This is a genomic window from Escherichia sp. AM3, from assembly GCF_032029835.1.
GTDB classification, from domain to species: domain Bacteria; phylum Pseudomonadota; class Gammaproteobacteria; order Enterobacterales; family Enterobacteriaceae; genus Escherichia; species Escherichia coli.
Window position 1 is genome coordinate 12,862 of record NZ_JAVUPQ010000040.1, and the last position, 26,714, is coordinate 39,575.

27 protein-coding genes, 1 pseudogene and 1 other annotated feature are annotated in these 26,714 nt (G+C 50.5%); of the genes and pseudogenes, 15 read left to right on the forward strand and 13 right to left on the reverse strand.

The window, feature by feature from the left end:
* From infC to selO, 13 genes are all read left to right on the forward strand, one after another.
* Positions 1-543 carry a translation initiation factor IF-3 gene (infC, locus tag RTW80_RS14905; RefSeq protein WP_001700733.1) on the forward strand — a complete coding sequence of 181 codons (543 nt, stop codon included), beginning with the start codon at positions 1-3 and terminating at the stop codon, positions 541-543.
* Positions 544-639: 96 nt separating this feature from the next.
* Positions 640-837 carry a 50S ribosomal protein L35 gene (rpmI, locus tag RTW80_RS14910; RefSeq protein WP_001124225.1) on the forward strand — a complete coding sequence of 66 codons (198 nt, stop codon included), beginning with the start codon at positions 640-642 and terminating at the stop codon, positions 835-837.
* Between the two features lie 52 nt (positions 838-889).
* The gene (gene rplT, locus RTW80_RS14915) at positions 890-1,246 is read left to right on the forward strand and encodes a 50S ribosomal protein L20 (protein ID WP_000124850.1); all 357 of its coding nucleotides are present in this window, start codon (positions 890-892) and stop codon (positions 1,244-1,246) included.
* A 116-nt stretch (positions 1,247-1,362) separates the two neighbouring features.
* Positions 1,363-1,487, forward strand: a sequence feature (Phe leader region).
* Positions 1,369-1,413, forward strand: coding sequence for a pheST operon leader peptide PheM (gene pheM / locus RTW80_RS14920; RefSeq protein ID WP_001386830.1), 45 nt, complete (start codon positions 1,369-1,371; stop codon positions 1,411-1,413). (Overlaps the previous feature by 45 nt.)
* Before the next feature lie 209 nt (positions 1,488-1,696).
* A complete protein-coding gene (gene pheS, locus RTW80_RS14925) occupies positions 1,697-2,680 on the forward strand; it encodes a phenylalanine--tRNA ligase subunit alpha (RefSeq protein WP_000018596.1) in 984 nt (327 codons plus the stop codon).
* A 14-nt stretch (positions 2,681-2,694) separates the two neighbouring features.
* The gene (pheT, locus tag RTW80_RS14930) at positions 2,695-5,082 is read left to right on the forward strand and encodes a phenylalanine--tRNA ligase subunit beta (protein ID WP_312719428.1); all 2,388 of its coding nucleotides are present in this window, start codon (positions 2,695-2,697) and stop codon (positions 5,080-5,082) included.
* A gap of 4 nt (positions 5,083-5,086) precedes the next feature.
* Entirely contained in the window at positions 5,087-5,386 is a 300-nt protein-coding gene (ihfA, locus tag RTW80_RS14935) for an integration host factor subunit alpha (RefSeq protein ID WP_001229265.1), read from the forward strand.
* A gap of 100 nt (positions 5,387-5,486) precedes the next feature.
* On the forward strand, positions 5,487-6,467 hold the full coding sequence (btuC, locus tag RTW80_RS14940) for a vitamin B12 ABC transporter permease BtuC (RefSeq protein ID WP_000956529.1): 981 nt from the start codon (positions 5,487-5,489) through the stop codon (positions 6,465-6,467).
* Positions 6,468-6,529: 62 nt separating this feature from the next.
* Entirely contained in the window at positions 6,530-7,081 is a 552-nt protein-coding gene (btuE, locus tag RTW80_RS14945; protein WP_001154183.1) for a bifunctional thioredoxin/glutathione peroxidase, read from the forward strand.
* Positions 7,081-7,830, forward strand: coding sequence for a vitamin B12 ABC transporter ATP-binding protein BtuD (gene btuD, locus RTW80_RS14950; RefSeq protein ID WP_000029466.1), 750 nt, complete (start codon positions 7,081-7,083; stop codon positions 7,828-7,830). Before btuE ends, btuD begins: the two co-directional genes overlap by 1 nt.
* 77 nt (positions 7,831-7,907) lie before the next feature.
* A complete protein-coding gene (locus RTW80_RS14955) occupies positions 7,908-8,372 on the forward strand; it encodes an NlpC/P60 family protein (RefSeq protein WP_001209791.1) in 465 nt (154 codons plus the stop codon).
* A 246-nt stretch (positions 8,373-8,618) separates the two neighbouring features.
* Positions 8,619-9,332 (forward strand): anti-FlhDC factor, encoded by a 714-nt coding sequence (gene ydiV / locus RTW80_RS14960; RefSeq protein ID WP_001300634.1) that lies wholly within the window; start codon positions 8,619-8,621, stop codon positions 9,330-9,332.
* A gap of 62 nt (positions 9,333-9,394) precedes the next feature.
* On the forward strand, positions 9,395-10,831 hold the full coding sequence (gene selO, locus RTW80_RS14965) for a protein adenylyltransferase SelO (protein WP_000175706.1): 1,437 nt from the start codon (positions 9,395-9,397) through the stop codon (positions 10,829-10,831).
* Between the two features lie 3 nt (positions 10,832-10,834).
* On the opposite strand, the gene hemP is transcribed toward selO, so the two are convergent.
* The 3 genes from hemP to ppsR form a co-directional block, all read right to left on the reverse strand.
* A complete protein-coding gene (gene hemP, locus RTW80_RS14970; RefSeq protein ID WP_001270809.1) occupies positions 10,835-11,026 on the reverse strand; it encodes a hemin uptake protein HemP in 192 nt (63 codons plus the stop codon).
* A gap of 131 nt (positions 11,027-11,157) precedes the next feature.
* The gene (aroH, locus tag RTW80_RS14975) at positions 11,158-12,204 is read right to left on the reverse strand and encodes a 3-deoxy-7-phosphoheptulonate synthase AroH (protein ID WP_001082226.1); all 1,047 of its coding nucleotides are present in this window, start codon (positions 12,202-12,204) and stop codon (positions 11,158-11,160) included.
* Positions 12,205-12,360: 156 nt separating this feature from the next.
* Positions 12,361-13,194, reverse strand: coding sequence for a posphoenolpyruvate synthetase regulatory kinase/phosphorylase PpsR (gene ppsR / locus RTW80_RS14980; RefSeq protein WP_000368046.1), 834 nt, complete (start codon positions 13,192-13,194; stop codon positions 12,361-12,363).
* Positions 13,195-13,526: 332 nt separating this feature from the next.
* Between ppsR and ppsA the strand changes: the two genes are divergently transcribed.
* Positions 13,527-15,905 (forward strand): phosphoenolpyruvate synthase, encoded by a 2,379-nt coding sequence (ppsA, locus tag RTW80_RS14985; RefSeq protein WP_000069375.1) that lies wholly within the window; start codon positions 13,527-13,529, stop codon positions 15,903-15,905.
* 56 nt (positions 15,906-15,961) lie between these two features.
* Here ppsA and fadK read toward each other — a convergent pair whose 3' ends face one another.
* From fadK to RTW80_RS15010, 5 genes are read right to left on the reverse strand one after another with little or no spacing between them, the layout of a single operon-like run.
* Positions 15,962-17,608, reverse strand: a complete 1,647-nt coding sequence (fadK, locus tag RTW80_RS14990) for a medium-chain fatty-acid--CoA ligase (protein ID WP_000869246.1) — start codon at positions 17,606-17,608, stop codon at positions 15,962-15,964.
* A gap of 56 nt (positions 17,609-17,664) precedes the next feature.
* On the reverse strand, positions 17,665-17,958 hold the full coding sequence (locus RTW80_RS14995) for a ferredoxin family protein (RefSeq protein WP_000081070.1): 294 nt from the start codon (positions 17,956-17,958) through the stop codon (positions 17,665-17,667).
* On the reverse strand, positions 17,955-19,244 hold the full coding sequence (locus RTW80_RS15000; protein WP_001278497.1) for an FAD-dependent oxidoreductase: 1,290 nt from the start codon (positions 19,242-19,244) through the stop codon (positions 17,955-17,957). Before RTW80_RS15000 ends, RTW80_RS14995 begins: the two co-directional genes overlap by 4 nt.
* Before the next feature lie 55 nt (positions 19,245-19,299).
* Complete coding sequence (locus tag RTW80_RS15005) at positions 19,300-20,238, reverse strand: electron transfer flavoprotein subunit alpha (protein ID WP_033548923.1); 939 nt, start codon at positions 20,236-20,238, stop codon at positions 19,300-19,302.
* A 19-nt stretch (positions 20,239-20,257) separates the two neighbouring features.
* Positions 20,258-21,022, reverse strand: coding sequence for an electron transfer flavoprotein (locus RTW80_RS15010; protein WP_000692154.1), 765 nt, complete (start codon positions 21,020-21,022; stop codon positions 20,258-20,260).
* A gap of 315 nt (positions 21,023-21,337) precedes the next feature.
* Here RTW80_RS15010 and RTW80_RS15015 point away from each other — a divergent pair, with 315 nt between their 5' ends.
* On the forward strand, positions 21,338-22,249 hold the full coding sequence (locus tag RTW80_RS15015; RefSeq protein WP_000284783.1) for an AraC family transcriptional regulator: 912 nt from the start codon (positions 21,338-21,340) through the stop codon (positions 22,247-22,249).
* A 42-nt stretch (positions 22,250-22,291) separates the two neighbouring features.
* On the opposite strand, the gene RTW80_RS15020 is transcribed toward RTW80_RS15015, so the two are convergent.
* The 5 genes and pseudogenes from RTW80_RS15020 to RTW80_RS31395 form a co-directional block, all read right to left on the reverse strand.
* Positions 22,292-23,443, reverse strand: a complete 1,152-nt coding sequence (locus RTW80_RS15020; RefSeq protein WP_000347856.1) for an acyl-CoA dehydrogenase — start codon at positions 23,441-23,443, stop codon at positions 22,292-22,294.
* A gap of 13 nt (positions 23,444-23,456) precedes the next feature.
* On the reverse strand, positions 23,457-25,052 hold the full coding sequence (locus RTW80_RS15025) for an acyl CoA:acetate/3-ketoacid CoA transferase (protein ID WP_000805640.1): 1,596 nt from the start codon (positions 25,050-25,052) through the stop codon (positions 23,457-23,459).
* A 144-nt stretch (positions 25,053-25,196) separates the two neighbouring features.
* Complete coding sequence (aroD, locus tag RTW80_RS15030) at positions 25,197-25,955, reverse strand: type I 3-dehydroquinate dehydratase (protein WP_000860163.1); 759 nt, start codon at positions 25,953-25,955, stop codon at positions 25,197-25,199.
* Between the two features lie 30 nt (positions 25,956-25,985).
* Positions 25,986-26,642: pseudogene (gene ydiB, locus RTW80_RS15035) on the reverse strand (quinate/shikimate dehydrogenase); the annotation flags it as partial.
* Positions 26,643-26,656: 14 nt separating this feature from the next.
* A complete protein-coding gene (locus RTW80_RS31395) occupies positions 26,657-26,713 on the reverse strand; it encodes an IS1 family transposase (RefSeq protein ID WP_003032489.1) in 57 nt (18 codons plus the stop codon).
* Position 26,714: the final 1 nt, after the last annotated feature.

Consider the following 26,714-nt stretch of genomic DNA (forward strand, 5'->3'; position numbering starts at 1 on the left):
ATTAAAGGCGGAAAACGAGTTCAAACGGCGCGCCCTAACCGTATCAATGGCGAAATTCGCGCCCAGGAAGTTCGCTTAACAGGTCTGGAAGGCGAGCAGCTTGGTATTGTGAGTCTGAGAGAAGCTCTGGAGAAAGCAGAAGAAGCCGGAGTAGACTTAGTCGAGATCAGCCCTAACGCCGAGCCGCCGGTTTGTCGTATAATGGATTACGGCAAATTCCTCTATGAAAAGAGCAAGTCTTCTAAGGAACAGAAGAAAAAGCAAAAAGTTATCCAGGTTAAGGAAATTAAATTCCGTCCTGGTACAGATGAAGGCGACTATCAGGTAAAACTCCGCAGCCTGATTCGCTTTCTCGAAGAGGGTGATAAAGCCAAAATCACGCTGCGTTTCCGCGGTCGTGAGATGGCGCACCAGCAAATCGGTATGGAAGTGCTTAATCGCGTGAAAGACGATTTGCAAGAACTGGCAGTGGTCGAATCCTTCCCAACGAAGATCGAAGGCCGCCAGATGATCATGGTGCTCGCTCCTAAGAAGAAACAGTAAGGCCTTCAAGTAGCACTGTCTGTGGAGCCTTCGGGCTTCACAGGCTTTGTTCGCCTTTGTTTCGTTTATTAACAATGCGAAGTGGAAGTTATTAAAATGCCAAAAATTAAGACCGTACGCGGTGCTGCTAAGCGCTTCAAAAAAACCGGTAAAGGTGGTTTTAAGCACAAGCACGCTAACCTGCGTCACATTCTGACCAAAAAAGCGACCAAACGTAAACGTCACCTGCGTCCGAAAGCCATGGTTTCCAAAGGCGATCTGGGCCTGGTAATCGCGTGCCTGCCGTACGCATAAGCCGTTAACGTTTTTAACTTTTTAATTAGAATATAGATACAGGAGAGCACATATGGCTCGCGTAAAACGTGGTGTTATTGCACGCGCACGTCACAAGAAAATTTTGAAACAAGCTAAAGGCTACTACGGTGCGCGTTCTCGCGTATACCGCGTTGCCTTCCAGGCTGTTATCAAAGCTGGTCAGTATGCTTACCGTGACCGTCGTCAACGTAAGCGTCAGTTCCGTCAACTGTGGATTGCGCGTATCAACGCAGCAGCACGTCAGAACGGTATTTCTTACAGCAAATTCATCAATGGCCTGAAAAAAGCCTCTGTTGAAATCGACCGTAAGATCCTGGCTGATATCGCAGTATTCGACAAAGTAGCGTTCACCGCTCTGGTTGAAAAAGCGAAAGCAGCTCTGGCATAAGCCAGTTGAAAGAGGGAGCTAGTCTCCCTCTTTTCGTTTCAACGCCATCAAAACATTGACTTTTATCGCCGTAGCCTTTTCAATAAAGGTCTTTTGAAGAGTACCAAAAGGTAACGCAAGCAATGAATGCTGCTATTTTCCGCTTCTTTTTTTACTTTAGCACCTGAATCCAGGAGGCTAGCGCGTGAGAAGAGAAACGGAAAACAGCGCCTGAAAGCCTCCCAGTGGAGGCTTTTTTTGTATGCGCGTTTTGAAAAATAAAAAGCCTGTCTCATCAGGTGTAATTGTCGCAGCCAGACTGGACACGGCCAGCGCGGAGAAACCGGAGCGTATTTAAGTACGTGAGAATTTCGAGCACAGCCCGGGACCAAAATGGCAAGTAAAATAGCCTGATGGGATAGGCTCTAAGTCCAACGAACCAGTGTCACCACTGACACAATGAGGAAAACCATGTCACATCTCGCAGAACTGGTTGCCAGTGCGAAGGCGGCCATTAGCCAGGCGTCAGATGTTGCCGCGTTAGATAATGTGCGCGTCGAATATTTGGGTAAAAAAGGGCACTTAACCCTTCAGATGACGACCCTGCGTGAGCTGCCGCCAGAAGAGCGTCCGGCAGCTGGTGCGGTTATCAACGAAGCGAAAGAGCAGGTTCAGCAGGCGCTGAATGCGCGTAAAGCGGAACTGGAAAGCGCTGCACTGAATGCGCGTCTGGCGGCGGAAACGATTGATGTCTCTCTGCCAGGTCGTCGCATTGAAAACGGCGGTCTGCATCCGGTTACCCGTACCATCGACCGTATCGAAAGTTTCTTCGGTGAGCTTGGCTTTACCGTGGCAACCGGGCCGGAAATCGAAGACGATTATCATAACTTCGATGCTCTGAACATTCCTGGTCACCACCCGGCGCGCGCTGACCACGACACTTTCTGGTTTGACACTACCCGCCTGCTGCGTACCCAGACCTCTGGCGTACAGATCCGCACCATGAAAGCCCAGCAGCCACCGATTCGTATCATCGCGCCTGGCCGTGTTTATCGTAACGACTACGACCAGACTCACACGCCGATGTTCCATCAGATGGAAGGTCTGATTGTTGATACCAACATCAGCTTTACCAACCTGAAAGGCACGCTGCACGACTTCCTGCGTAACTTCTTTGAGGAAGATTTGCAGATTCGCTTCCGTCCTTCCTACTTCCCGTTTACCGAACCTTCTGCAGAAGTGGACGTCATGGGTAAAAACGGTAAATGGCTGGAAGTGCTGGGCTGCGGGATGGTGCATCCGAACGTGTTGCGTAACGTTGGCATCGACCCGGAAGTTTACTCTGGTTTCGCCTTCGGGATGGGGATGGAGCGTCTGACTATGTTGCGTTACGGCGTCACCGACCTGCGTTCATTCTTCGAAAACGATCTGCGTTTCCTCAAACAGTTTAAATAAGGCAGGAATAGATTATGAAATTCAGTGAACTGTGGTTACGCGAATGGGTGAACCCGGCGATTGATAGCGATGCGCTGGCAAATCAAATCACTATGGCGGGCCTGGAAGTTGACGGTGTAGAACCGGTTGCCGGCAGCTTCCACGGCGTGGTCGTTGGTGAAGTGGTTGAGTGTGCGCAGCATCCGAACGCTGACAAACTGCGTGTGACAAAAGTGAATGTCGGCGGCGATCGCCTGCTGGACATCGTCTGCGGTGCGCCAAACTGCCGTCAGGGCCTGCGTGTGGCGGTAGCGACCATTGGTGCTGTTCTGCCGGGTGATTTCAAAATTAAAGCGGCGAAACTGCGTGGCGAACCGTCTGAAGGGATGCTGTGCTCCTTCTCTGAACTGGGCATTTCTGACGATCACAGCGGCATTATCGAACTGCCTGCGGATGCGCCGATTGGCACCGATATCCGTGAATACCTGAAACTTGATGACAACACCATCGAAATCAGCGTGACGCCAAACCGTGCCGACTGCTTAGGCATCATTGGTGTTGCGCGTGACGTTGCCGTGCTGAACCAGCTGCCGCTGGTTCAACCGGAAATCGTTCCGGTTGGTGCGACCATCGACGACACGCTGCCGATTACAGTCGAAGCGCCGGAAGCCTGCCCGCGTTATCTTGGCCGTGTGGTAAAAGGCATTAACGTTAAAGCGCCAACTCCGCTGTGGATGAAAGAAAAACTGCGTCGTTGCGGGATCCGTTCTATCGATGCAGTTGTTGACGTCACCAACTATGTGCTGCTCGAACTGGGCCAGCCGATGCACGCTTTCGATAAAGATCGCATTGAAGGCGGCATTGTGGTGCGGATGGCGAAAGAGGGCGAAACGCTGGTGCTGCTCGACGGTACTGAAGCGAAGCTGAATGCTGACACTCTGGTCATCGCCGACCACAACAAGGCGCTGGCGATGGGCGGCATCTTCGGTGGCGAACACTCTGGCGTGAATGACGAAACACAAAACGTGCTGCTGGAATGCGCGTTCTTTAGCCCGCTGTCTATCACCGGTCGTGCTCGTCGTCATGGCCTGCATACCGATGCGTCTCACCGTTATGAGCGTGGCGTTGATCCGGCACTGCAGCACAAAGCGATGGAACGTGCGACCCGTCTGCTGATCGACATCTGCGGTGGTGAGGCTGGCCCGGTAATTGATATCACCAACGAAGCAACGCTGCCGAAGCGTGCAACCATCACTCTACGTCGTAGCAAACTGGATCGCCTGATCGGCCATCATATTGCGGATGAGCAGGTAACTGACATTCTGCGTCGTCTCGGCTGCGAAGTGACCGAAGGCAAAGACGAATGGCAGGCAGTTGCGCCGAGCTGGCGTTTCGATATGGAGATTGAAGAAGATCTGGTTGAAGAAGTCGCGCGTGTTTACGGCTACAACAACATCCCGGATGAGCCGGTACAGGCAAGCCTGATTATGAGTACTCACCGTGAAGCTGACCTGTCGCTCAAGCGCGTGAAAACGCTGCTCAACGACAAAGGCTATCAGGAAGTGATCACCTACAGCTTCGTTGATCCGAAAGTGCAGCAGATGATCCATCCAGGCGTTGAAGCCTTACTGCTGCCAAGCCCGATCTCTGTTGAAATGTCAGCAATGCGTCTTTCTCTGTGGACTGGCCTGCTGGCAACCGTGGTGTACAACCAGAACCGTCAGCAGAACCGTGTGCGCATTTTCGAAAGCGGTCTGCGTTTCGTACCAGATACTCAGGCACCGTTGGGCATTCGTCAGGATCTGATGTTAGCCGGTGTGATTTGCGGTAACCGTTACGAAGAGCACTGGAACCTGGCAAAAGAGACCGTTGATTTCTATGATTTGAAAGGCGATCTTGAATCCGTTCTCGACCTGACCGGTAAACTGAATGAGGTTGAGTTCCGTGCAGAAGCGAATCCGGCACTGCATCCGGGGCAATCCGCAGCGATTTATCTGAAAGGTGAACGTATTGGTTTTGTTGGGGTTGTTCATCCTGAACTGGAACGTAAACTGGATCTTAACGGTCGCACTCTGGTGTTCGAACTGGAGTGGAACAAGCTCGCAGACCGCGTGGTGCCTCAGGCGCGCGAGATTTCTCGCTTCCCGGCGAACCGTCGTGACATCGCGGTGGTGGTCGCAGAAAACGTTCCCGCAGCGGATATTTTATCCGAATGTAAGAAAGTTGGCGTAAATCAGGTAGTTGGCGTAAACTTATTTGACGTGTACCGCGGTAAGGGTGTTGCGGAGGGGTATAAGAGCCTCGCCATAAGCCTGATCCTGCAAGATACCAGCCGTACACTCGAAGAAGAGGAGATTGCCGCTACCGTCGCCAAATGTGTAGAGGCATTAAAAGAGCGATTCCAGGCATCATTGAGGGATTGAACCTATGGCGCTTACAAAAGCTGAAATGTCAGAATATCTGTTTGATAAGCTTGGGCTTAGCAAGCGGGATGCCAAAGAACTGGTTGAACTGTTTTTCGAAGAGATCCGTCGCGCTCTGGAAAACGGCGAACAGGTGAAACTCTCTGGTTTTGGTAACTTCGATCTGCGTGATAAGAATCAACGCCCGGGACGTAACCCGAAAACGGGCGAGGATATTCCCATTACAGCACGGCGCGTGGTGACCTTCAGACCCGGGCAGAAGTTAAAAAGCCGGGTCGAAAACGCTTCGCCCAAAGACGAGTAATCTGATCTAACTAAAAAGGCCGCTCTGCGGCCTTTTTTCTTTTCACTGTCGAAGAGTCACCGTAAAATCAACGCCATGACACTTCAGCAGAACGGATACCATGCTGACACTTGCCCGCCAACAACAGCGACAAAATATTCGCTGGTTATTATGCCTGTCAGTTTTGATGCTGCTGGCGCTTCTCTTAAGCCTTTGCGCCGGTGAACAATGGATCTCGCCAGGTGACTGGTTTACTCCTCGTGGCGAACTGTTCGTCTGGCAAATTCGCCTGCCACGTACGCTGGCTGTATTGCTGGTTGGTGCGGCGCTGGCTATATCCGGCGCTGTAATGCAGGCGTTGTTTGAAAATCCTCTGGCAGAACCTGGACTACTTGGCGTCTCTAACGGCGCAGGCGTGGGGCTTATCGCCGCGGTATTGCTTGGGCAAGGGCAACTCCCCAACTGGGCGCTAGGGCTGTGTGCGATTGCTGGCGCGCTTATCATCACTTTAATACTCTTACGTTTCGCCCGTCGTCATCTTTCGACCAGTCGGTTATTGCTGGCTGGCGTTGCATTAGGGATTATCTGTAGCGCACTAATGACGTGGGCTATCTACTTTTCCACCTCTGTTGATTTACGTCAGCTGATGTACTGGATGATGGGCGGTTTTGGCGGCGTAGACTGGCGGCAAAGCTGGCTGATGCTGGCATTGATCCCCGTGTTGTTGTGGATCTGTTGTCAGTCCAGGCCGATGAATATGTTAGCACTTGGCGAGATCTCGGCGCGGCAACTGGGTTTACCCCTGTGGTTCTGGCGCAATGTGCTGGTGGCCGCGACCGGCTGGATGGTTGGCGTCAGTGTGGCGCTGGCGGGTGCTATCGGCTTTATTGGTCTGGTGATCCCACATATTCTTCGGTTGTGTGGTTTAACCGATCATCGCGTATTACTTCCCGGCTGCGCGCTGGCAGGGGCGAGCGCATTGCTGCTGGCCGATATTGTAGCGCGCCTGGCATTAGCTGCCGCAGAGCTGCCTATTGGCGTGGTCACCGCAACGTTGGGTGCGCCGGTGTTTATCTGGTTATTGTTAAAAGCAAGACGTTAGCCGCAAAAAGACGGTCTATGATTAAAAGCTAAGATTTTTACTGACCACACCCAGGAGAAACGATGCAAGATTCCATTCTGACGACCGTAGTGAAAGATATCGACGGTGAAGTGACCACGCTGGAGAAGTACGCCGGTAATGTGCTGTTGATTGTCAATGTCGCCTCAAAGTGTGGCTTAACGCCGCAATATGAGCAGTTGGAGAATATTCAGAAAGCCTGGGCCGATCGAGGTTTTGTGGTGCTGGGATTCCCGTGCAACCAGTTTCTGGAACAAGAACCGGGCAGCGATGAAGAGATTAAAACTTACTGTACCACCACATGGGGGGTGACGTTCCCGATGTTCAGTAAGATTGAAGTTAATGGCGAAGGACGCCATCCGCTGTATCAAAAATTGATTGCCGCAGCGCCGACCGCAGTCGCGCCGGAAGAGAGCGGATTCTATGCCCGTATGGTCAGCAAAGGCCGTGCACCGCTGTACCCGGATGATATTTTATGGAATTTTGAAAAATTCCTGGTTGGCAGGGACGGAAAAGTCATCCAGCGTTTTTCCCCGGATATGACGCCGGAAGATCCCATTGTGATGGAAAGCATTAAACTGGCGTTGGCAAAATAATGTCTATTGTGATGCAGTTACAAGATGTTGCGGAATCTACCCGCCTGGGGCCGCTTTCTGGCGAGGTTCGGGCTGGGGAGATCCTGCACCTGGTGGGGCCGAATGGCGCGGGTAAGAGTACCTTACTGGCGCGAATGGCCGGAATGACCAGCGGTAAGGGAAGCATTCAGTTCGCGGGGCAACCACTGGAAGCATGGTCCGCAACAAAACTCGCGCTGCATCGCGCCTATCTTTCACAACAGCAGACGCCGCCGTTTGCAATGCCGGTCTGGCACTACCTGACACTGCATCAGCACGATAAAACGCGTACCGAACTACTGAATGATGTCGCAGGGGCGCTGGCTCTTGATGACAAACTCGGACGTAGCACCAATCAACTTTCCGGCGGTGAATGGCAACGCGTACGTCTTGCTGCGGTGGTGTTGCAAATCACACCACAAGCCAATCCCGCAGGCCAATTGCTGCTTCTTGATGAGCCGATGAACAGTCTTGATGTTGCGCAACAAAGTGCGTTAGACAAAATTCTGAGCGCGCTGTGTCAGCAAGGACTGGCGATTGTGATGAGCAGTCACGATCTCAACCACACATTGCGTCATGCGCATCGGGCGTGGTTGCTAAAAGGTGGAAAAATGCTGGCCAGTGGACGCAGGGAAGAGGTGCTCACGCCGCCAAATCTGGCGCAGGCCTATGGGATGAATTTTCGCCGTCTGGATATCGAAGGTCACAGAATGCTGATTTCGACCATCTGATTTCATTAGTATCTTGAAAATCGGGTAATTACGACGCTAAATTAATGCAAGAATAAAAAACAGAGGAACCGTACGGAATGCGTTTCTGCCTTATTTTGATCACAGCACTGTTTCTGGTCGGGTGTAGCCACCATAAAGCACCGCCGCCAAATGCCAGACTTTCTGATTCGATTACCGTTATTGCCGGTTTGAACGACCAGCTACAAAGCTGGCATGGCACGCCGTATCGTTATGGTGGCATGACGCGGCGCGGTGTGGACTGTTCGGGATTTGTGGTTGTAACGATGCGCGATCGTTTCGATTTGCAGCTGCCCCGAGAAACCAAAGAACAAGCCTCTATCGGCACGCAAATTGATAAAGACGAGTTGCTGCCTGGTGACCTGGTCTTTTTCAAAACGGGGTCCGGACAAAATGGTTTGCATGTAGGTATTTACGATACCAACAACCAATTTATCCACGCCTCTACCAGCAAGGGAGTGATGCGTTCCTCACTTGATAATGTCTATTGGCAGAAAAATTTCTGGCAGGCGAGACGAATCTAGTATGTCGAAAAATGGACGGCGATGATACATCGCCGTCCATTTACTCCTGAATACAGTAGTATTTTGCAGACAAAAATTCCGTAAATGGATTATTCGTTTATAATCAGGATAATCTAAAAAAAGGACCCCTGAAAAAGTGGTTAACATGGAACAAATGAAAGTTACTCCTTCTGTAATTGTTATGTCTTATGGCCTTATCCCTTTTAGCCGGATACTGAAAAACATCCTTCGAGAGGGACGGTTACCATGAAGATTTTTTTGGAGAATCTTTATCATTCTGATTGCTATTTCCTGCCGATAAGAGATAACCAGCAAGTCCTTGTCGGCGTTGAGTTAATTACCCATTTCTCCAGTGAAGATGGCACGGTGCGTATCCCGACGAGTCGGGTTATAGCGCAACTTACCGAGGAGCAACATTGGCAATTATTTTCAGAGCAGTTGGAATTACTAAAATCATGCCAACATTTTTTTATTCAACATAAACTCTTTGCCTGGCTTAATTTAACGCCACAAGTGGCTACATTATTATTAGAGAGGGATAATTACGCAGGCGAACTATTAAAATATCCGTTTATTGAACTGTTGATTAATGAGAATTACCCGCATCTCAATGAAGGAAAAGATAATCGCGGTCTTTTATCCTTATCGCAAGTGTATCCCCTTGTGTTAGGTAATTTGGGAGCAGGCAATAGCACAATGAAAGCGGTTTTTGATGGTCTTTTCACCCGCGTCATGCTGGATAAAAGTTTTATTCAGCAACAAATCACGCACCGCTCCTTCGAACCGTTTATTCGTGCGATCCAGGCGCAAATTTCCCCTTGTTGCAATTGCATCATTGCGGGAGGCATTGATACGGCAGAAATATTGGCACAGATTACCCCCTTCGATTTCCATGCTCTCCAGGGATGCCTGTGGCCTGCCGTTCCCATAAATCAGATAACGACGTTGGTTCAGCGATAACCCTTCTGTTTGCTGGTGTTTAAGACGAGAGTAACCGTCTACACTATCAAACAGGAGGATCTATGACCCTGTCTTTTGTTACCCGCTGGCGCGATGAATTGCCAGAAACCTATACAGCACTTTCCCCTACGCCTTTAAATAATGCCCGGCTGATTTGGCATAATACCGAACTGGCTAACACGCTGAGTATTCCATCGTCGCTGTTTAAAAATGGCGCAGGTGTCTGGGGCGGCGAAGCCCTACTGCCTGGTATGTCACCACTGGCGCAGGTTTACAGTGGTCATCAGTTCGGCGTCTGGGCGGGCCAACTGGGTGATGGGCGCGGCATTTTACTCGGCGAACAACTGCTTGCTGATGGCACTACAATGGACTGGCATCTGAAAGGTGCTGGCCTGACGCCTTATTCGCGAATGGGTGATGGACGGGCGGTTTTACGTTCGACGATACGAGAAAGTCTCGCCAGTGAGGCGATGCATTATCTGGGCATTCCGACGACCCGCGCGTTAAGTATCGTCACCAGCGATTCGCCAGTGTATCGGGAAACGGCGGAGCCAGGCGCGATGCTGATGCGTGTGGCACCAAGTCATCTGCGCTTTGGTCATTTCGAACATTTTTACTACCGCCGCGAGTCGGAAAAGGTTCGTCAGTTAGCTGACTTTGCTATTCGTCATTACTGGTCACATCTTGAAGATGATGAGGACAAATACCGTCTCTGGTTTAGCGATGTTGTCGCACGTACCGCGTCGTTAATTGCCCAATGGCAGACGGTCGGCTTTGCTCATGGGGTGATGAATACCGACAACATGTCGCTGCTGGGGCTGACGCTTGATTACGGGCCGTTTGGTTTTCTTGATGATTACGAACCCGGTTTTATTTGTAATCACTCGGATCATCAAGGGCGTTACAGCTTTGATAATCAACCTGCCGTCGCGTTGTGGAATTTACAGCGTCTGGCGCAGACATTGTCGCCATTTGTTGCCGTAGATGCCCTGAATGAGGCCCTGGACAGCTATCAGCAGGTTTTGTTGACGCATTATGGAGAACGGATGCGGCAGAAACTGGGCTTCATGACGGAGCAAAAAGAGGATAACGCGCTACTGAATGAATTATTCAGTCTGATGGCGCGAGAGCGCAGCGATTATACCCGCACATTCCGCATGCTGAGTCTGACCGAGCAGCACAGCGCGGCGTCACCGCTACGTGATGAGTTTATTGATCGTGCGGCATTTGATGACTGGTTTGCCCGTTATCGGGGGCGTTTGCAACAAGACGAGGTTAGCGATAGTGAGCGTCAGCAACTGATGCAAAGCGTTAACCCCGCTCTGGTATTGCGCAACTGGTTGGCGCAACGGGCGATTGAAGCGGCAGAAAAGGGTGATATGACGGAATTGCACCGCCTGCATGAGGCGTTGCGAAATCCTTTCAGCGACAGAGATGATGACTATGTCAGTCGTCCACCTGACTGGGGTAAACGGCTGGAAGTCAGCTGCTCGAGTTAAAGGCTACTTGGTCAACAGCAGCTTGCCAGCCTGAGTTTTACGGAGCAGATATTCTTGCCCGTCATGATCGATAATCAGTTTGCCATCCGGACCTAACAGTGTCTGGCTGGAAATTCGCCGAATAGGCTGCGGGGAAGCGGTCTTGTGATTGGCATCCGTTTCAGGCGTGAGTTTTCTGCTATCCGTATAACGCATAAAAATTAATAATAATTGATATAACAATGATTCTTATTATCAATATTATGGCTGACCAGAGCAAGCAGTAATTTGTTGAGAAGACAACAAGTTGCGCAGAAATGCCCATTCCGTCAGGAATGGGCACGCATTCAGAAGCGGGTATCTACCGCAGAGGCGAGTTTTTCGACCAGGCGTTCGGTATCCTCCCAGCCCAGACACGGGTCGGTAATGGATTGACCGTAAGTGAGCGGCTGACCGCCGACGATTTTTTGCGTTCCTTCGCGCAGGAAACTTTCCGCCATAATTCCAGCAATCGCCGTAGAGCCATTGCGGATTTGCTGACAAATATCCTCACAAACTTCTAACTGGCGACGGTGCTGCTTCTGGCAGTTACCGTGGCTGAAATCCACCACCAGATGTTCAGGTAAATCAAACTCGTGCAGCGTATCGCAGGCTGCGGCGATATCATCGGCATGATAATTCGGTTTTTTGCCGCCACGCATAATAATGTGGCCATACGGGTTGCCGCTGGTCTGATAGATGGTCATCTGACCATTTTTGTCTGGCGAGAGGAACATATGGCTGGCGCGGGCTGCGCGGATAGCATCCACGGCAATCCGCGTGTTGCCATCGGTACCATTTTTAAAACCTACCGGACAGGAGAGTGCTGAAGCCATTTCGCGGTGGATCTGACTTTCGGTAGTACGTGCGCCAATCGCGCCCCAACTGATTAAATCAGCAATAAACTGACCGGTCACCATATCGAGAAACTCAGTCGCGGTAGGGACACCCAGCTCATTTACCTGTAAAAGTAATTTGCGCGCCAGCTCCAGACCGTGATTTACCCGATAGCTGCCGTTTAAATCCGGATCGGAGATTAGCCCTTTCCAGCCGACAACAGTTCGTGGTTTTTCAAAATAGGTGCGCATTACGATTTCCAGCCGTGACTGGTACTGGTTGCGCAGCGACTGCAGACGGGTGGCGTACTCCATTGCAGCGGTGAGATCGTGGATCGAGCAGGGGCCAATAATGACCAACAGTCGCTTATCTTCACCATTCAGTATTTTTTCAATTCTGCGGCGGGAGTCGGTGACATGGGTGGCGACGCCAGGCGTTACGGGATACCGTAGCGCGAGTTCGGCGGGCGTTACCAGGCTCTCAATACGCGCAGTACGGAGTTCGTCAGTTCTGTTCATTACAAGTCTCAGAAATTTGTTGCTTCTACGGCAGGACTACCGGGAAGTGATGCGCATCACGATAAACCAATCGCAGCTGATTTCAAGTGCGAGGTGTGTCACACCTCGCCGGGTGGTTAGCATGATAACAAAAAAATAAGCTAATGCACTAGTTCTCTAGTACATTCGGCGGCTAAGCCCCATGATATCGAGGATCTTGGTGGCAATCTCTTCTACCGAATAATTGGTACTGTTAATCCACGGGATCTGATTTTTACGGTACAACGCTTCTACTTCCGCGACTTCCATCCTGCACTGACGAAGCGAGGCATAGCGGCTGTTCTCCCGACGTTCCTCGCGAATCGCCGCCAGACGTTCCGGGTCGATAGTCAGGCCGAACAATTTATGCTGAAGCGGTTTGAGCGACGCGGGTAGCACCAGATTATCCATATCGTCGGCAATAAAGGGGTAGTTTGCCGCGCGGATACCAAATTGCATTGCCAGATACAGACTGGTGGGGGTTTTACCACAGCGAGAAACACCGAGCAGGATCACCTGAGCCTGATCCAGATTGCGCAACGAAATGCCGTCATCGTGGGCGAGGGTGTAATCAATCGCCGCAATGCGCGCATCATATTTATTGAGATTATTAGGGTTAAGGCCATGGGTACGATGAGCAATCGGCGTTGGATCCAGTTTCATCTCTTGTTGTAGCGGGGCAACCAGCGCCTGAACGATATCCTGGCAAAAGCCTTCACTTTGCAAGATGATGGCGCGAATCTCCGGCAACACGATGGAGTAGAAGACCAGCGGGCGCACGCCTGTCTGGTGATAAATTGCGTCAATCTGATCCTTCACTGCCCGTGCACGGCTCTCATTTTCGACAAACGGCAGCGTAATGCTGCTGATAGTGACGGGAAATTGTGACATTACTGCGTGTCCTAATACCTCCGCAGTTATTGCCGTACCATCAGAAATATAAAAAACGTGGCGATCAACAGCATTATCCATTTTGTTCTTCCCGTGATGCAGACATAATTCTATGAAAGCATAAATTAAAAACGCACAGAAGCGTAGGACGTTATGTCTGGTTTATAAAATGAACCTTCAATTTTATTTTTTATGAAAACAGCATTTCATTTTTATGGTTTCGTTTATACCGATGGTTTATGTGGAAATTGTCGAAGAGAGCAGATTTGCGCAACGCTGGGATCAGTCTTAAAAAGTAAAAAAATATATTTGCTTGAACGATTCACCGTTTTTTTCATCCGGTTAAATATGCAAAGATAAATGCGCAGAAATGTGTTTCTCAAACCGTTCATTTATCACAAAAGGATTGTTCGATGTCCAACAATGGCTCGTCACCGCTGGTGCTTTGGTATAACCAACTCGGCATGAATGATGTAGACAGGGTTGGGGGCAAAAATGCCTCCCTGGGTGAAATGATTACTAACCTTTCCGGAATGGGTGTTTCCGTTCCGAATGGTTTCGCCACAACCGCCGACGCGTTTAACCAGTTTCTGGACCAAAGCGGCGTAAACCAGCGCATTTATGAACTGCTGGATAAAACGGATATTGACGATGTTACCCAGCTTGCGAAAGCGGGCGCGCAAATCCGCCAGTGGATTATCGACACTCCCTTCCAGCCTGAGCTGGAAAATGCCATCCGCGAAGCTTATGCACAGCTTTCCGCCGATGACGAAAACGCCTCTTTTGCGGTGCGCTCCTCCGCTACTGCAGAAGATATGCCGGACGCTTCCTTTGCCGGTCAGCAGGAAACCTTCCTCAACGTTCAGGGTTTTGACGCCGTTCTCGTGGCAGTGAAACATGTATTTGCTTCTCTGTTTAACGATCGCGCCATCTCTTATCGTGTGCACCAGGGTTACGATCACCGTGGTGTGGCGCTCTCCGCCGGTGTTCAACGGATGGTGCGCTCTGACCTCGCATCTTCTGGCGTGATGTTCTCCATTGATACCGAATCCGGCTTTGACCAGGTGGTGTTTATCACTTCCGCATGGGGCCTTGGTGAAATGGTCGTGCAGGGCGCGGTTAACCCGGATGAGTTTTACGTCCATAAACCGACACTTGCAGCGAATCGCCCGGCTATCGTGCGCCGCACCATGGGGTCGAAAAAAATCCGCATGGTTTACGCGCCGACCCAGGAGCACGGCAAGCAGGTTAAAATCGAAGACGTACCGCAGGAACAGCGTGACATCTTCTCGCTGACCAACGAAGAAGTGCAGGAACTGGCAAAACAGGCCGTACAAATTGAGAAACACTACGGTCGCCCGATGGATATTGAGTGGGCGAAAGATGGCCACACCGGTAAACTGTTCATTGTGCAGGCGCGTCCGGAAACCGTGCGCTCACGCGGTCAGGTCATGGAGCGTTATACGCTGCATTCACAGGGTAAGATTATCGCCGAAGGCCGTGCTATCGGTCATCGCATCGGTGCGGGTCCGGTGAAAGTCATCCATGATATCAGCGAAATGAACCGCATCGAACCTGGTGACGTGCTGGTCACTGACATGACCGACCCGGACTGGGAACCGATCATGAAGAAAGCATCTGCCATCGTCACCAACCGTGGCGGTCGTACCTGTCACGCGGCGATCATCGCTCGTGAACTGGGCATTCCGGCGGTAGTGGGCTGTGGTGATGCAACAGAACGGATGAAAGACGGTGAGAACGTCACTGTTTCTTGTGCCGAAGGTGATACCGGTTACGTCTATGCGGAGTTGCTGGAATTTAGCGTGAAAAGCTCCAGCGTAGAAACGATGCCGGATCTGCCGTTGAAAGTGATGATGAACGTCGGTAACCCGGACCGAGCTTTCGACTTCGCCTGTCTGCCGAACGAAGGCGTGGGACTTGCGCGTCTGGAATTTATCATCAACCGTATGATTGGCGTCCACCCACGCGCACTGCTTGAGTTTGACGATCAGGAACCGCAGTTGCAAAACGAAATCCGCGAGATGATGAAAGGTTTTGATTCTCCGCGTGAATTTTACGTTGGTCGTCTGACTGAAGGGATCGCGACGCTGGGTGCCGCGTTTTATCCGAAGCGCGTCATTGTCCGTCTCTCTGATTTTAAATCGAACGAATATGCCAACCTGGTCGGTGGTGAGCGTTACGAGCCAGATGAAGAGAACCCGATGCTCGGCTTCCGTGGCGCGGGACGCTATGTTTCCGACAGCTTCCGCGACTGTTTCGCGCTGGAGTGCGAAGCAGTGAAACGTGTGCGCAACGACATGGGGCTGACCAACGTTGAGATCATGATCCCGTTCGTGCGTACCGTAGATCAGGCGAAAGCGGTGGTTGAGGAACTGGCGCGTCAGGGGCTGAAGCGTGGTGAGAACGGGCTGAAAATCATCATGATGTGTGAAATCCCGTCCAACGCCTTGCTGGCCGAGCAGTTCCTCGAATATTTCGACGGCTTCTCAATTGGCTCAAACGATATGACGCAGCTGGCGCTCGGTCTGGACCGTGACTCCGGCGTGGTGTCTGAATTGTTCGATGAGCGCAACGATGCGGTGAAAGCACTGTTGTCGATGGCGATTCGTGCCGCGAAGAAACAGGGCAAATATGTCGGGATTTGCGGTCAGGGTCCGTCCGACCACGAAGACTTTGCCGCATGGTTGATGGAAGAGGGGATCGATAGCCTGTCTCTGAATCCGGACACCGTGGTGCAAACCTGGTTAAGCCTGGCTGAACTGAAGAAATAAAATAAATACCCGGCGGCGTTTTGTCGCCGGGTTTATGTGATCCCCGAAGATGAAACTTATTCAATCTCTTCACAGACATCCTGAGTTAACCGCCGCATAATATCTTTTCTTAACAAAAACTTTTGTATTTTACCTGAGGCAGTGCGCGGTAGTTTTTCGATTACCACGATATGTTCAGGATATTTATATTTTGCGACCCGTTTACGGCTAAAAAAAGCCACCACCTCTTCCAGCGATAATGAATGATGCGGCGCTTTCAGCACGACATAAGCGCATGATCGTTCACCTAAACGTTCATCGGGCATTGCAACCACACAGGCATCGTGAATTTTAGGATGCTGCAATAAAATATCTTCCACTTCACGGCTGCTAATATTTTCGCCGCCGCGGACAATAATATCTTTTTTGCGTCCGGTAATTTTTATATAGCCAGCCTCATCCATACGGCAGAGATCGCCGCTGTAATACCAGCCTTCTTCATCCAGCGCACGGGCGGTTAATTCAGGTTCATCAAAATATCCCATAAACACATTGGGGCCACGCGAGGCTTCTTCACCTTCGCAACCTGGCGGTAAGGTCTTGCGTGCGTCATCGACCACTTTAATCTCTACACCTGCGGCAGCGTAACCATCGGTGTGCATAAAGCGCGACAAAGGATCATCGAGATTCACCACCGCATGCGGCGAACTTTCTGTGGAACCATAAACACTTAATAATTTAATGCCGCGCTGCTGGCATTCACGTGCCACTTTTTTGGGGATTGTGGTACCGCCGCAAAGAAAGAAGCGCAGCGCTGAAAGGTCTGCGGGTTGTTTCTCTAGTAAATTCAAAAGATCATAGACAAACGGCGTTGCGCCGAGCATACAGGTGCAACGCTGCTGCTCAAGCAGCGCGAGACACGCATCAGGAGTGAAAATATCTAACAACACGCTGCGAGCGCCAATCAAAAATGGTGCTGTTACGCCATGCAGAAAGCCCGTTGCGTGGCCGAGTGGCGCAGGCATCATAAAGACATCCTGCCAGGTCAGATTCAGCCGCGCGCAATAAGCCCGCTCACTGGCGAGAATATTGTTATGCGTTAGCATCACGCCCTTTGGCAGACCCTCGGTTCCGGAGGTAAACAGCACCGCAGCTAATTCATCGCCGTGGGTCGTTATCGCCGTGGTCAGTGGGGTATTGTCGGCGATAATCTGACTTAATGAGAGGGAAGAGGTGGCGGGAGCCAGTTTGTCCACGCCGACAATTTGTTGTAGTTGTGGAAGCTGATTTTGCAGCGGCAGGATTAAATCTACCGGACGCGTTTGTTTAAACAACGTCGGTGCAAAGAACATTTTTGCCTGACACTTATTAAGCACCCACACCAGTTCTGCTTCCCGCCAGGAAGGCAACAGCGGTACGGAAACCGCACCGATTTTCAGGCAGGCAAGATAGATAACGGTAAATTCACACCAGCCTGGCAGTTGAAATGCGATGCGATCGCCTGATTCAATACCCTTCGCTAACATCCAGTTTGCCAGACAGCTCGCGGCGTGATCGAGTGCGCTATAGGTGTACGATGCTCCATGATTATCGACCACGGCAATTTTGTCTGGCATCGCACGAGCGGTCTGCTGCCAGTAATCGGCCAGCGAAGCATCGCCCCATAGCCCTTGCTGACGATACGCCGCACGACGTTGTTCGTTAAACGTTAATGTCACTTTCATTTTGGACTCTCGAAACAGAACATCAGGCCCGATGTGCGGGCCTGTGGGATGCGTGATTAGCCGTAACGGAAATCAATACCGAAGGTACCTGCGGGATATTTCCACTGTTCGAGAATAGTGTTACCGCACAACACCCGACAGGTGCCGCACTCCAGACAACCGGCAGAATCAAAATGAATGTTGCCGGCGTCATCCTGCTTATAAAGTCCGGCAGGGCAGGCTTTCATTAATTTACGGAATTCATTGATATCGGGATTTGCCGCCAAAATGATATGCGGGTGGCCCTCATCAACATGGAATTTATTGACGCCTAATTTGATGTCGACGTTAACCGTAGCGTTCTGGCTCATAGCGCGGTTGCTCCCTTAATGCCATCTTTCAGCAAGTTGATCAGCCCGATTTTCTTCGCATGTCCCATGATCATTTTGCGTACCGGCTGGTTTGGTTTGCCGTCAATGGTGAACATCTCGTTCATGATGTCGGCTACCATTCGTGGGTATTGGCTAAACAGGCGCGGGTTTTCCATCAGCGCCGGGATCTTGCGAAAATGCTGCATATCACGCATGACGCAGCTTTGTTCCAGCTCACGTTTGTATTGCGCAAGACTGCTGGCGGAGAAATCCGCGCGTTCTTTGGCGGCGATCACCGTTGTGGCGGCAGCCTGAGCCGATGCAATGGCTAAATCCATGCCGCGGACCGTAAAACCCAAATTCAGGCAGAAGCCTGCGGCGTCACCAACGATCATCACGCCCTCGTTAACCAGTTGCGGCACCATTGCCAGACCGCCTTCCGGCACCATATGCGCGGAATATTCAAGCAGTTTGCCGCCGCTAATCAGCGGGCGAATGGCGGGGTGTTGTTTAAAATCTTCCAGCATTTGCGGCACGCTTTTTTGCGCATGGGCGATATCACCCAATCCACAAACCAGCCCCAACGATATGGAATCCTTATTGGTATAGAGGAATCCGCCACCCATCAGGCCGTCAGAAGGGGAACCGGCAAACAGCCAGGCGGCACCTTCCTCGCCCGTAATATTAAAGCGATCGTTGATCTGTTCTGGTGTGAGGCCAATAACCTCTTTAACACCAACAGCGTAATGATGCGGATCGGAAGCGGGAACCATTCCCAGCGAGCGGCCAAGCATCGAGTTAACGCCATCAGCCAGAATCACCACATTCGTTTCGAGAATATCATCCCCAGCCTGGACGCCAGTGACCTTGTTTCCTTCACGAACCAGCGCATCGACGCGAACTCCCGGGATAAACTGTGCGCCCGCCTGCTCGGCATGTTCCATCAACCACGGGTCCAGACGATTACGCAATACGGTATAAGATGCGTGTTGCGGAACATCTGGTTGCTCGCGGTGAAAATCGAGGGTAACGGCGCTCTCTTCGGTTAAGAAGGAGATTTTCTCGCGTGTGACCTTGCGTTCTACCGGCGCTGATGCTGCAAAGCCTGGAATGATTGCTTCAAGTGTGTGGGCATAAAGGCGCCCGCCGGTCATGTTTTTACATCCGGCACTGTCGCCGCGTTCTATCACCAGGACATCCAGCCCGGCTCGTGCCATGACCAGTGCGGCAACGCTACCAGCAACGCCCGCACCGACCACAATGGCATCAAATTTGTCATCCGACATGCGTTATGCTCCCTTCCCGCTGCGTTTACAGCGGGAGATGTGGTTGAAAGGGGAATTAGCGGCTCAACTGGCTAATCAGGGCAGGGACGACTTTGTAGATATCGCCCACCAGACCGTAGTCGGCATAGTTGAAGATTGGCGCATTTTTATCTTTATTGATGGCGACAATCACTTTTGCGCCGTTGCCGCCAACCATATGTTGGATCTGCCCGGAGATCCCCAGCGTCAGGTAGAGATCGGATTTCAGCAACACGCCGGAGACACCGATATAACGTTCACGCTCCATCCAGTTCTCGCCTTCGGCAATTGGACGTGAACAGCCGACTTCAGCATTCAGCACCGCCGCCAGTTCGTGGACCATTTTCAGGTCATCCTGCGCTGCCAGACCACGACCGACGCCAACCACACGTTTTGCTTTGCTCAGGTCCACGCTGCTTGCCGCTTTCGCACGGCGCTCGCGACAGAGAATTTCATGACGCGGAGCAACATAAGGTACCGTTTCTGTCGGGCACTGATGAGAGTTATCACTGGCGCACGGTTCCTGAACACCGGGTGCAAGGGTAATGATCGCCAGCGAGCTGTTGATCTTTTCCTGAGCGAACGCTAACCCGCCATACATCCGGTGTTCGGCGCAAATGTGACCATCGACAATATCCACCGCCGCGGCATCGTTCACCAGCGCCGCATTCAGTTGCACACTTAACCGTGCTGCCAGAGCTTTACCACGTTTCGTCGTGGCCAGTAGCAACATAGCGGGGTGTTTATCTTTCAGCAGAGCAGCAATGCTTTCGGCGTAATTTTCAGTGCGTTGCAGCGCGTCGTTTTGCTCAAGAACATAAATACATTTTGGACCATAAGGCATAACTGCCTGCGCCTGGTCGGTATTTTGTACAATGGCATACACCTGTTGGCCCCATTGCTGAGCGCCGCCAAACAGTTCAGCATAACGTTCAGGATTATCGCTAAAGACCCAGACGCTGTTTAATTGACTCATCGTTTCTTCTCCGTAGGCTTCAGTTCAGGGCTTTCTTCAGATGTTCCGCCAGCTCGGCAATGGCCTCCGGCGAATCGTTATCGAGAATGATGTGCTTACGTTCTGTTTGCGGCGGTACGCGAATGCCGGTCAGTTCAGCAAGTGGTGCGCTCTGGCTCCAGCCAATATCACTTGCCTGCCACTGATTTACCGGTTTTTTACCCGCGCCGAGAATGGCTTTCATCGAAGGAATGCGTGGCACGTTAATATCGGAGGTGACGCAGAGCACGGCTGGAACAGAGAGTTCAATAACTTCAACGTCATCTTCAAGCGTGCGTTCAATCACCAGTGTATTGCCCTGACGCTGAATAGCACTCACTGCATTAATCACCGGAAGTTGCAGAATTTCTCCGACCAGCAAGCCAACCTGCTGGGCATAAAGGTCGCCGGAACCTTCACCAAAGATCAGTAAATCGAAGCCGATCTTTTCAACTGCTGCCGCCAGCGCTTTTGCGGTATCGAGAGGCAGTGCATGCTCAAGTTGTGCATCCTGCACCATATACAGGCTGTGCGGCCCGCGGGATAGCACGTCTTTGCGCACTTTCGAGTTCTGCAACAATGAGCCGCCAACGGTCAGCGCGGCTATCTCATCGTCATCTGTTGCAAGCTGGCTTGCAGCTTCAATGGCATTGAGATCGAACTGGCTGATTTTGGCGTCGGCATTGTCGAAATTCAGGGTGTATTCTGGAGTGACAACAATGTCCTGTTCTTCAGGCACCAGCTTAAAGCAGGTTATTATTTTCATGATTTCTCCTGTGAGTCGCATACGGAACCATCTCCGATGGAAGGTAAAAATGGCCTGAAAATAGTGTGCGATAGCGGTGCGGGGTTTTCGACGGAGCAAGCTGTTTTCCTTGCCAACAATCTTGCAAAAAAAATGCGATCGCTAAAACAAAAGTGCAATTTGCGGCAATATAGTTATTCCATGACCGTACAATCTTGCATTCAGTGTAAATAATCTTGTTTAGCTCTCGCTAAACGCGGTTGTATAACCGCAATACACGCCGTATTTTATCCGGCATATATTGTTTTTGCTTGCTCATGGAATAGGGAGGTTGTCATGTATCAACGCTGTTTTGATAATGCCAGTGAAACGCTGTTTGTCGCTGGTAAAACGCCACGGCTTTCACGTTTTGCATTTAGCGATGATCCAAAATGGGAGTCTGGACATCACGTTCATGACAATGAAACCGAGCTGATTTACGTCAAGAAAGGGGTGGCAAGGTTTACCATCGATTCTTCGTTATATGTCGCGCATGCAGATGATATAGTGGTGATAGAACGCGGCAGGCTGCATGCGGTGGCCTCTGACGTTAACGATCCGGCAACGACGTGTACCTGTGCGCTGTACGGCTTTCAGTTTCAGGGGGCTGAGGAAAATCATCTACTGCAACCGCATTCTTGTCCGGTAATTGCCGCGGGGCAGGGAAAAGAAGTCATTAAAACCTTATTTAATGAGCTAAGTGTGATTTTGCCGCAAAGTAAAAATAGCCAAACATCTTCGTTATGGGATGCATTTGCCTATACATTAGCAATTCTTTACTACGAAAACTTTAAAAATGCTTATCGTTCGGAGCAGGGGTATATTAAAAAAGATGTTCTGATAAAAGATATTCTTTTCTATCTGAATAATAATTATCGCGAAAAAATCACTTTAGAACAGTTATCGAAAAAATTTCGTGCCAGCGTCAGTTATATTTGCCATGAATTTACCAAAGAGTATCGTATTTCCCCAATTAACTATGTTATTCAACGGCGTATGACGGAAGCGAAATGGTTACTCACTAATACTGAATTATCACAGGCAGAGATCTCCTGGCGTGTGGGTTATGAAAATGTCGATCACTTTGGCAAACTGTTTTTGCGCCATGTCGGCTGTTCACCCAGCGATTACCGCAGGCAATTTAAAAACTGTTTTGCGGAACAAGAAATCCTATCTGAATTTCCTCAACCGGTAAGTCTTGTTGGATAAATCTGGCGGCGCAGTTTGTTAAGAAGCTGCGCCGCCTGCAGATTATTTGTTCTGATAGTCTTTCAGGATCTGCCGACCTGCTACGTAAATCATAATTTCGTCTGTACCGCCGCCGATACGTTCACAACGGACATCACGCCAGAAGCGGGAGACGCGCGCTTCATCGGTATAGCCCAGACCGCCCATGATTTGAATCGCATCATCAATGACTTCCATTGCGGTACGTGCGCAATACAGTTTTGCCAGCGCCGCGCTGGTGCGCAGTGACTGATGCTGATCGGCTTGCCATGCCACTTTCAGCACCATGTTGCGCATGTTGTCAATCTTAATCGCCATCAGCGCCAGTTTTTCCTGGATCATCTGGTTATGACCAATGGGCTTACCAAAAGCGATACGTTGGTTGGCATAGCGGGCGGCATCTTCAAAGGTGCATTCGGCAAAGCCGGTGCTGCGCGCGGCGTTGATCAGGCGCTCCATCTCAAAGTTGTACATCACATTGAGGAAACCCATTCCTTCTTCGCCCACCATGTCGCTCTCTTCAACTTCCACGTTGTCGAGATAGACTTCGCAGGTGCTGAGCATATGCCAGCCGATTTTATGCAGCGGGTTAATCTTAATGCCGGGCTTACTGGAGTCGACCCACCACAGGGTGAAGGCTTTTTTGGGATCTTTCGGTTGCGGATCGCGCGCCAACACCAGCATATACGGGTACTCTTTCGCACCGGTAATAAAGGTTTTCTGTCCGTTGATGTAAACCTTGCCGTTTTTACGCGTGTAAGTGGTGGTGGCACTGTTGTTATCTGAGCCAGCACCTGGTTCCGTCAACGCCAGGGCATAGGCGGGGTCGCCGGTTTCCAGGGTGCTTTCTGCCGTTTTACGTAGCTGCTCTGCAGAACCGAAACGGCGCATACTGTGAATACATTGACCGTTGGTAATTAAAAATGCCGGAGCACCGCATTTTGACACTTCCATCAGCGCCAGCATTTGGGTGACGTAATCCGCAGGGATACCACCAAATTCTTCCGGCACGCCAAGCATGGAAATACCGTTATCCGCCAGCGCCCGCATAAACTCACGCGGATATGTCCCGTTTTGATCGCAGGTGCGGAAATACTCTTCCGGAAAGTTAGTCGTAATCAGTTCGCGAATACTGGCCAGCAGCAGTTCTTGTTCTTCAGTTAAAGAAAAATCCATCATTATACTCCTGTTAATGAGCCGCTTCAGGCAGGACAAAACCCATCGCCGCATCGATAAATAATCTTTCGTCCATCAGTTTGAGTTCTGGCGAAATCACTGGGGTGAAATCCATTTTGTCGAGAATATCTTTTTGTAAATCGACGCCAGGGGCGATTTCGATTAAATGCAGGCCGTCTTCTTTCAGCGTGAATACTGCGCGCTCAGTGATATAACGAACATCCAGCCCTCGCTCGAGAGCGATTTTTCCGCTGAAAGTAATTTCCGGTAGTTCCCGAATAAATTTCTTCACCCGTCCTTCCTGGACGATATTTAATTTGCCGTCGGTAATTTCTGTTTTTAAACTGCCCGCAGTTAATGTGCCGCAGAAAATGATTTTCTTCGAAGTGGCACTGATATCAATAAATCCACCGGTGCCCATGATTTTACCATTGAATTTATGCACGCCGACGTTACCGTGCTGGTCGACTTCAGCAAAACTCAAATAACAAACATCCAGACCGCCACCGTGATAAAAATCAAACTGGGACGTCATATCCAGAATGGCACGGGTATTCACGTTCGCGCCAAAGGCGATCCCCTGTGAAGTAATTCCGCCAATCGGACCTGTTTCTACCGTCAGAATAAAGTCATCAGCACAACCTTCTTCTCGGGCGACCAGGCCAATGCCGTCAGCAATACCGACGCCGACATTCCCCACCGCGCCTTTACGCATTTCGAATAATGCGCGCCGCGCAACTAATTTACGTTGGTTTAGGGGCAGGCTAAGTTTGGTACTGTCATCAAGGGTGAAGTCACCAGAAATAAAGCGGTTAACCGGTGCACCGCCATACAGTTGGGTTTGATCCGGATCGACCACCACAATATCCACCAGATAACCCGGAATACGGACAGATTTAGGATGCAGCGTGGCTTTCTTAACCATTTTCTGCACCTGCATCATCACAATACCGCCGTTATTGTGCACCGCCTGGGCAATAACCAATGCGTCGAGATACATCACCTCATCTTCAAAAGTGGCGTAGCCTTCGCTGTCGCAGGTGGTAGCGCGAATGAAGGCGATATCTGGCGCAATCGCTTTGTAATAGAGATATTCTTTGTTATCAAACTCGACCAGTTTAATCAGGTCTTCTTTAGTGACTTCATTCAGTTTGCCGCCTTGCTGGCGTGGATCGACAAATGTCCCGATGCCAATATCACTAATAATACCAGGCTGGTGGGCTGCGGCGGCGCGTAAGGTTTGTGTAAGTACACCTTGTGGATAGTTATAAGCAATAATTTTATTTTGTTCTGCGAGATCAGAAATACGCGGCGATTGTCCCCAGTGACCGCATAATGCCCATTTCAGCAGACCTTCTTGCGCCAGCGGACTAATACCGCGGTCGGCGCGATCGCCAAGCCCTGTTGGACTAATAATCGATAAATTACGTGGCGTTTGAGTCTGTTTATATTTATCAGCAAGAGCAGTAATTAACGTGGTGGCTTCCAGAATACCGCCGCCAGCGCCTAACACACAAAGTGTTGCTTCGTCGGGAATATAATTCACCGCTTCCTGTGCCGACAGGACCGGCACTCGTCCATTAATACGAGGTGGTTTTACAGGTTTCATTGTTAATTCCTGATTCAGGTGTGATTTTCCCTACGCCAGATGGATAATTAGCGCACAGAGACTCACGAAATATTTTTATTAAATACGGTTGAATATATTTTTTTAGTTCGGCGGGGGAGGATATTCCCGCCGAAATATTATTGCTTATGCCTGATGTAAAATAGTTAATACTGTGCGTAAATCAGTTACCGAGATTTGCCCTGGCGCAGAGGCTTTTTTTACCGCACCAAAAGTTGCCGCCGACCCAAATACTTCACCAGCCAGACGAGAAATTACGCCAGTTTTTGCCATCGACATCGTGATGATTGGACGATCGGCATACTGCTCCTGCATCTCCAGGGTCGCGGCAAGCAACGTCAGCACATCGCTGGTACTTTGCGGCATCAGCGCAATCTTAGGAATATCGGCGTCGAAGGATTGCATTTTGCGCAGACGGGCAATGATTTCTTCGGCTTCCGGCGTTTTATGGAAGTCATGGTTGGACATGACAACTTTCACATCATGCGCGTGGGCGTAGGCGACGGTTTCTTTAACCTGATCATCGCCGGTAAATAACTCCAGATCGATCATATCAACCAGGCCGCTGTCGATGGCTGCACGATTGAGAGCAATATAAGCCTCGGTGGAAATCGCCTGCTCGCCGCCTTCTTTGGCACTGCGGAAGGTAAACAGCAGCGGTTTTTCTGGCATGGTTTCACGGAGAATTTTTGCCGCCGCCATGACAGACTCCACATTGGAGAGGTCGGCAAAGTGGTCCACACGCCATTCCAGAATATCAAAGTCCGCTTCACGATAGGCGAGAGCTTCGGATTTCACGCGGGCGATATCTTTCGCCATCAGCGAGACGATGATTTTAGGTGCGCCCGCACCAATGACGAGATCTTTTACAGTTACGGTTTTCATTTTTTACCCTTTCTGCACGCGGTCAGCCTGTCAGGCACCGAACCCCATGACCTGTTTAACATATTCCAGAGGGAAATCTTTGCCAGTCCATAACGTGAACTGTTCAGCCCCTTGCCACAACAACATGCCGTATCCATCAATCGTTTTGCAACCAGCTTGTTGCGCCTGCTGCAATAACTTCGTCATATGCGGGTTATACACGCATTCAGTGACCAGCAGTCCCGGATGTAACAGACTGATATCATTAACCAATGATTCATTCTCAAGGGGTTTCATACCCACTTTTGTGCCATTGGTTAAAATGTCGGCGGAAGCCAGGGCTTCAGCAAAGGCTTGCTGATCGGCGAGATCGGTAACCGTGACGACACAATCGGTGTTTTCGTTAACCCGCTGCGCGAAGGCGAGGGCTTTATCGAAGAACTCATCCCGACGGTTAAAGAGTTTAATTTCTTTTAAACCTTCAATTGCCCCCTGCGCGCCAATCGCCGTTGAGGCACCTCCGGCCCCTAACAGCACCATTGTTTTGCCTTTGATATCAAAACCGCTCTCTTTAATGGCTCGAATATGGCCCGTGCCGTCGGTGTTATAGCCGCGCAGGTAGCCATCATCATTAACGATGGTGTTGATGGCACCCACCAGTTTGGCTGCTGGCGTTAATTCATCAACATATTCACACGCCAGTTGTTGGTAATGACTCCAACTTATTGATAGTGTTTTATGTTCAGATAATGCCCGATGACTTTGTCATGCAGCTCCACC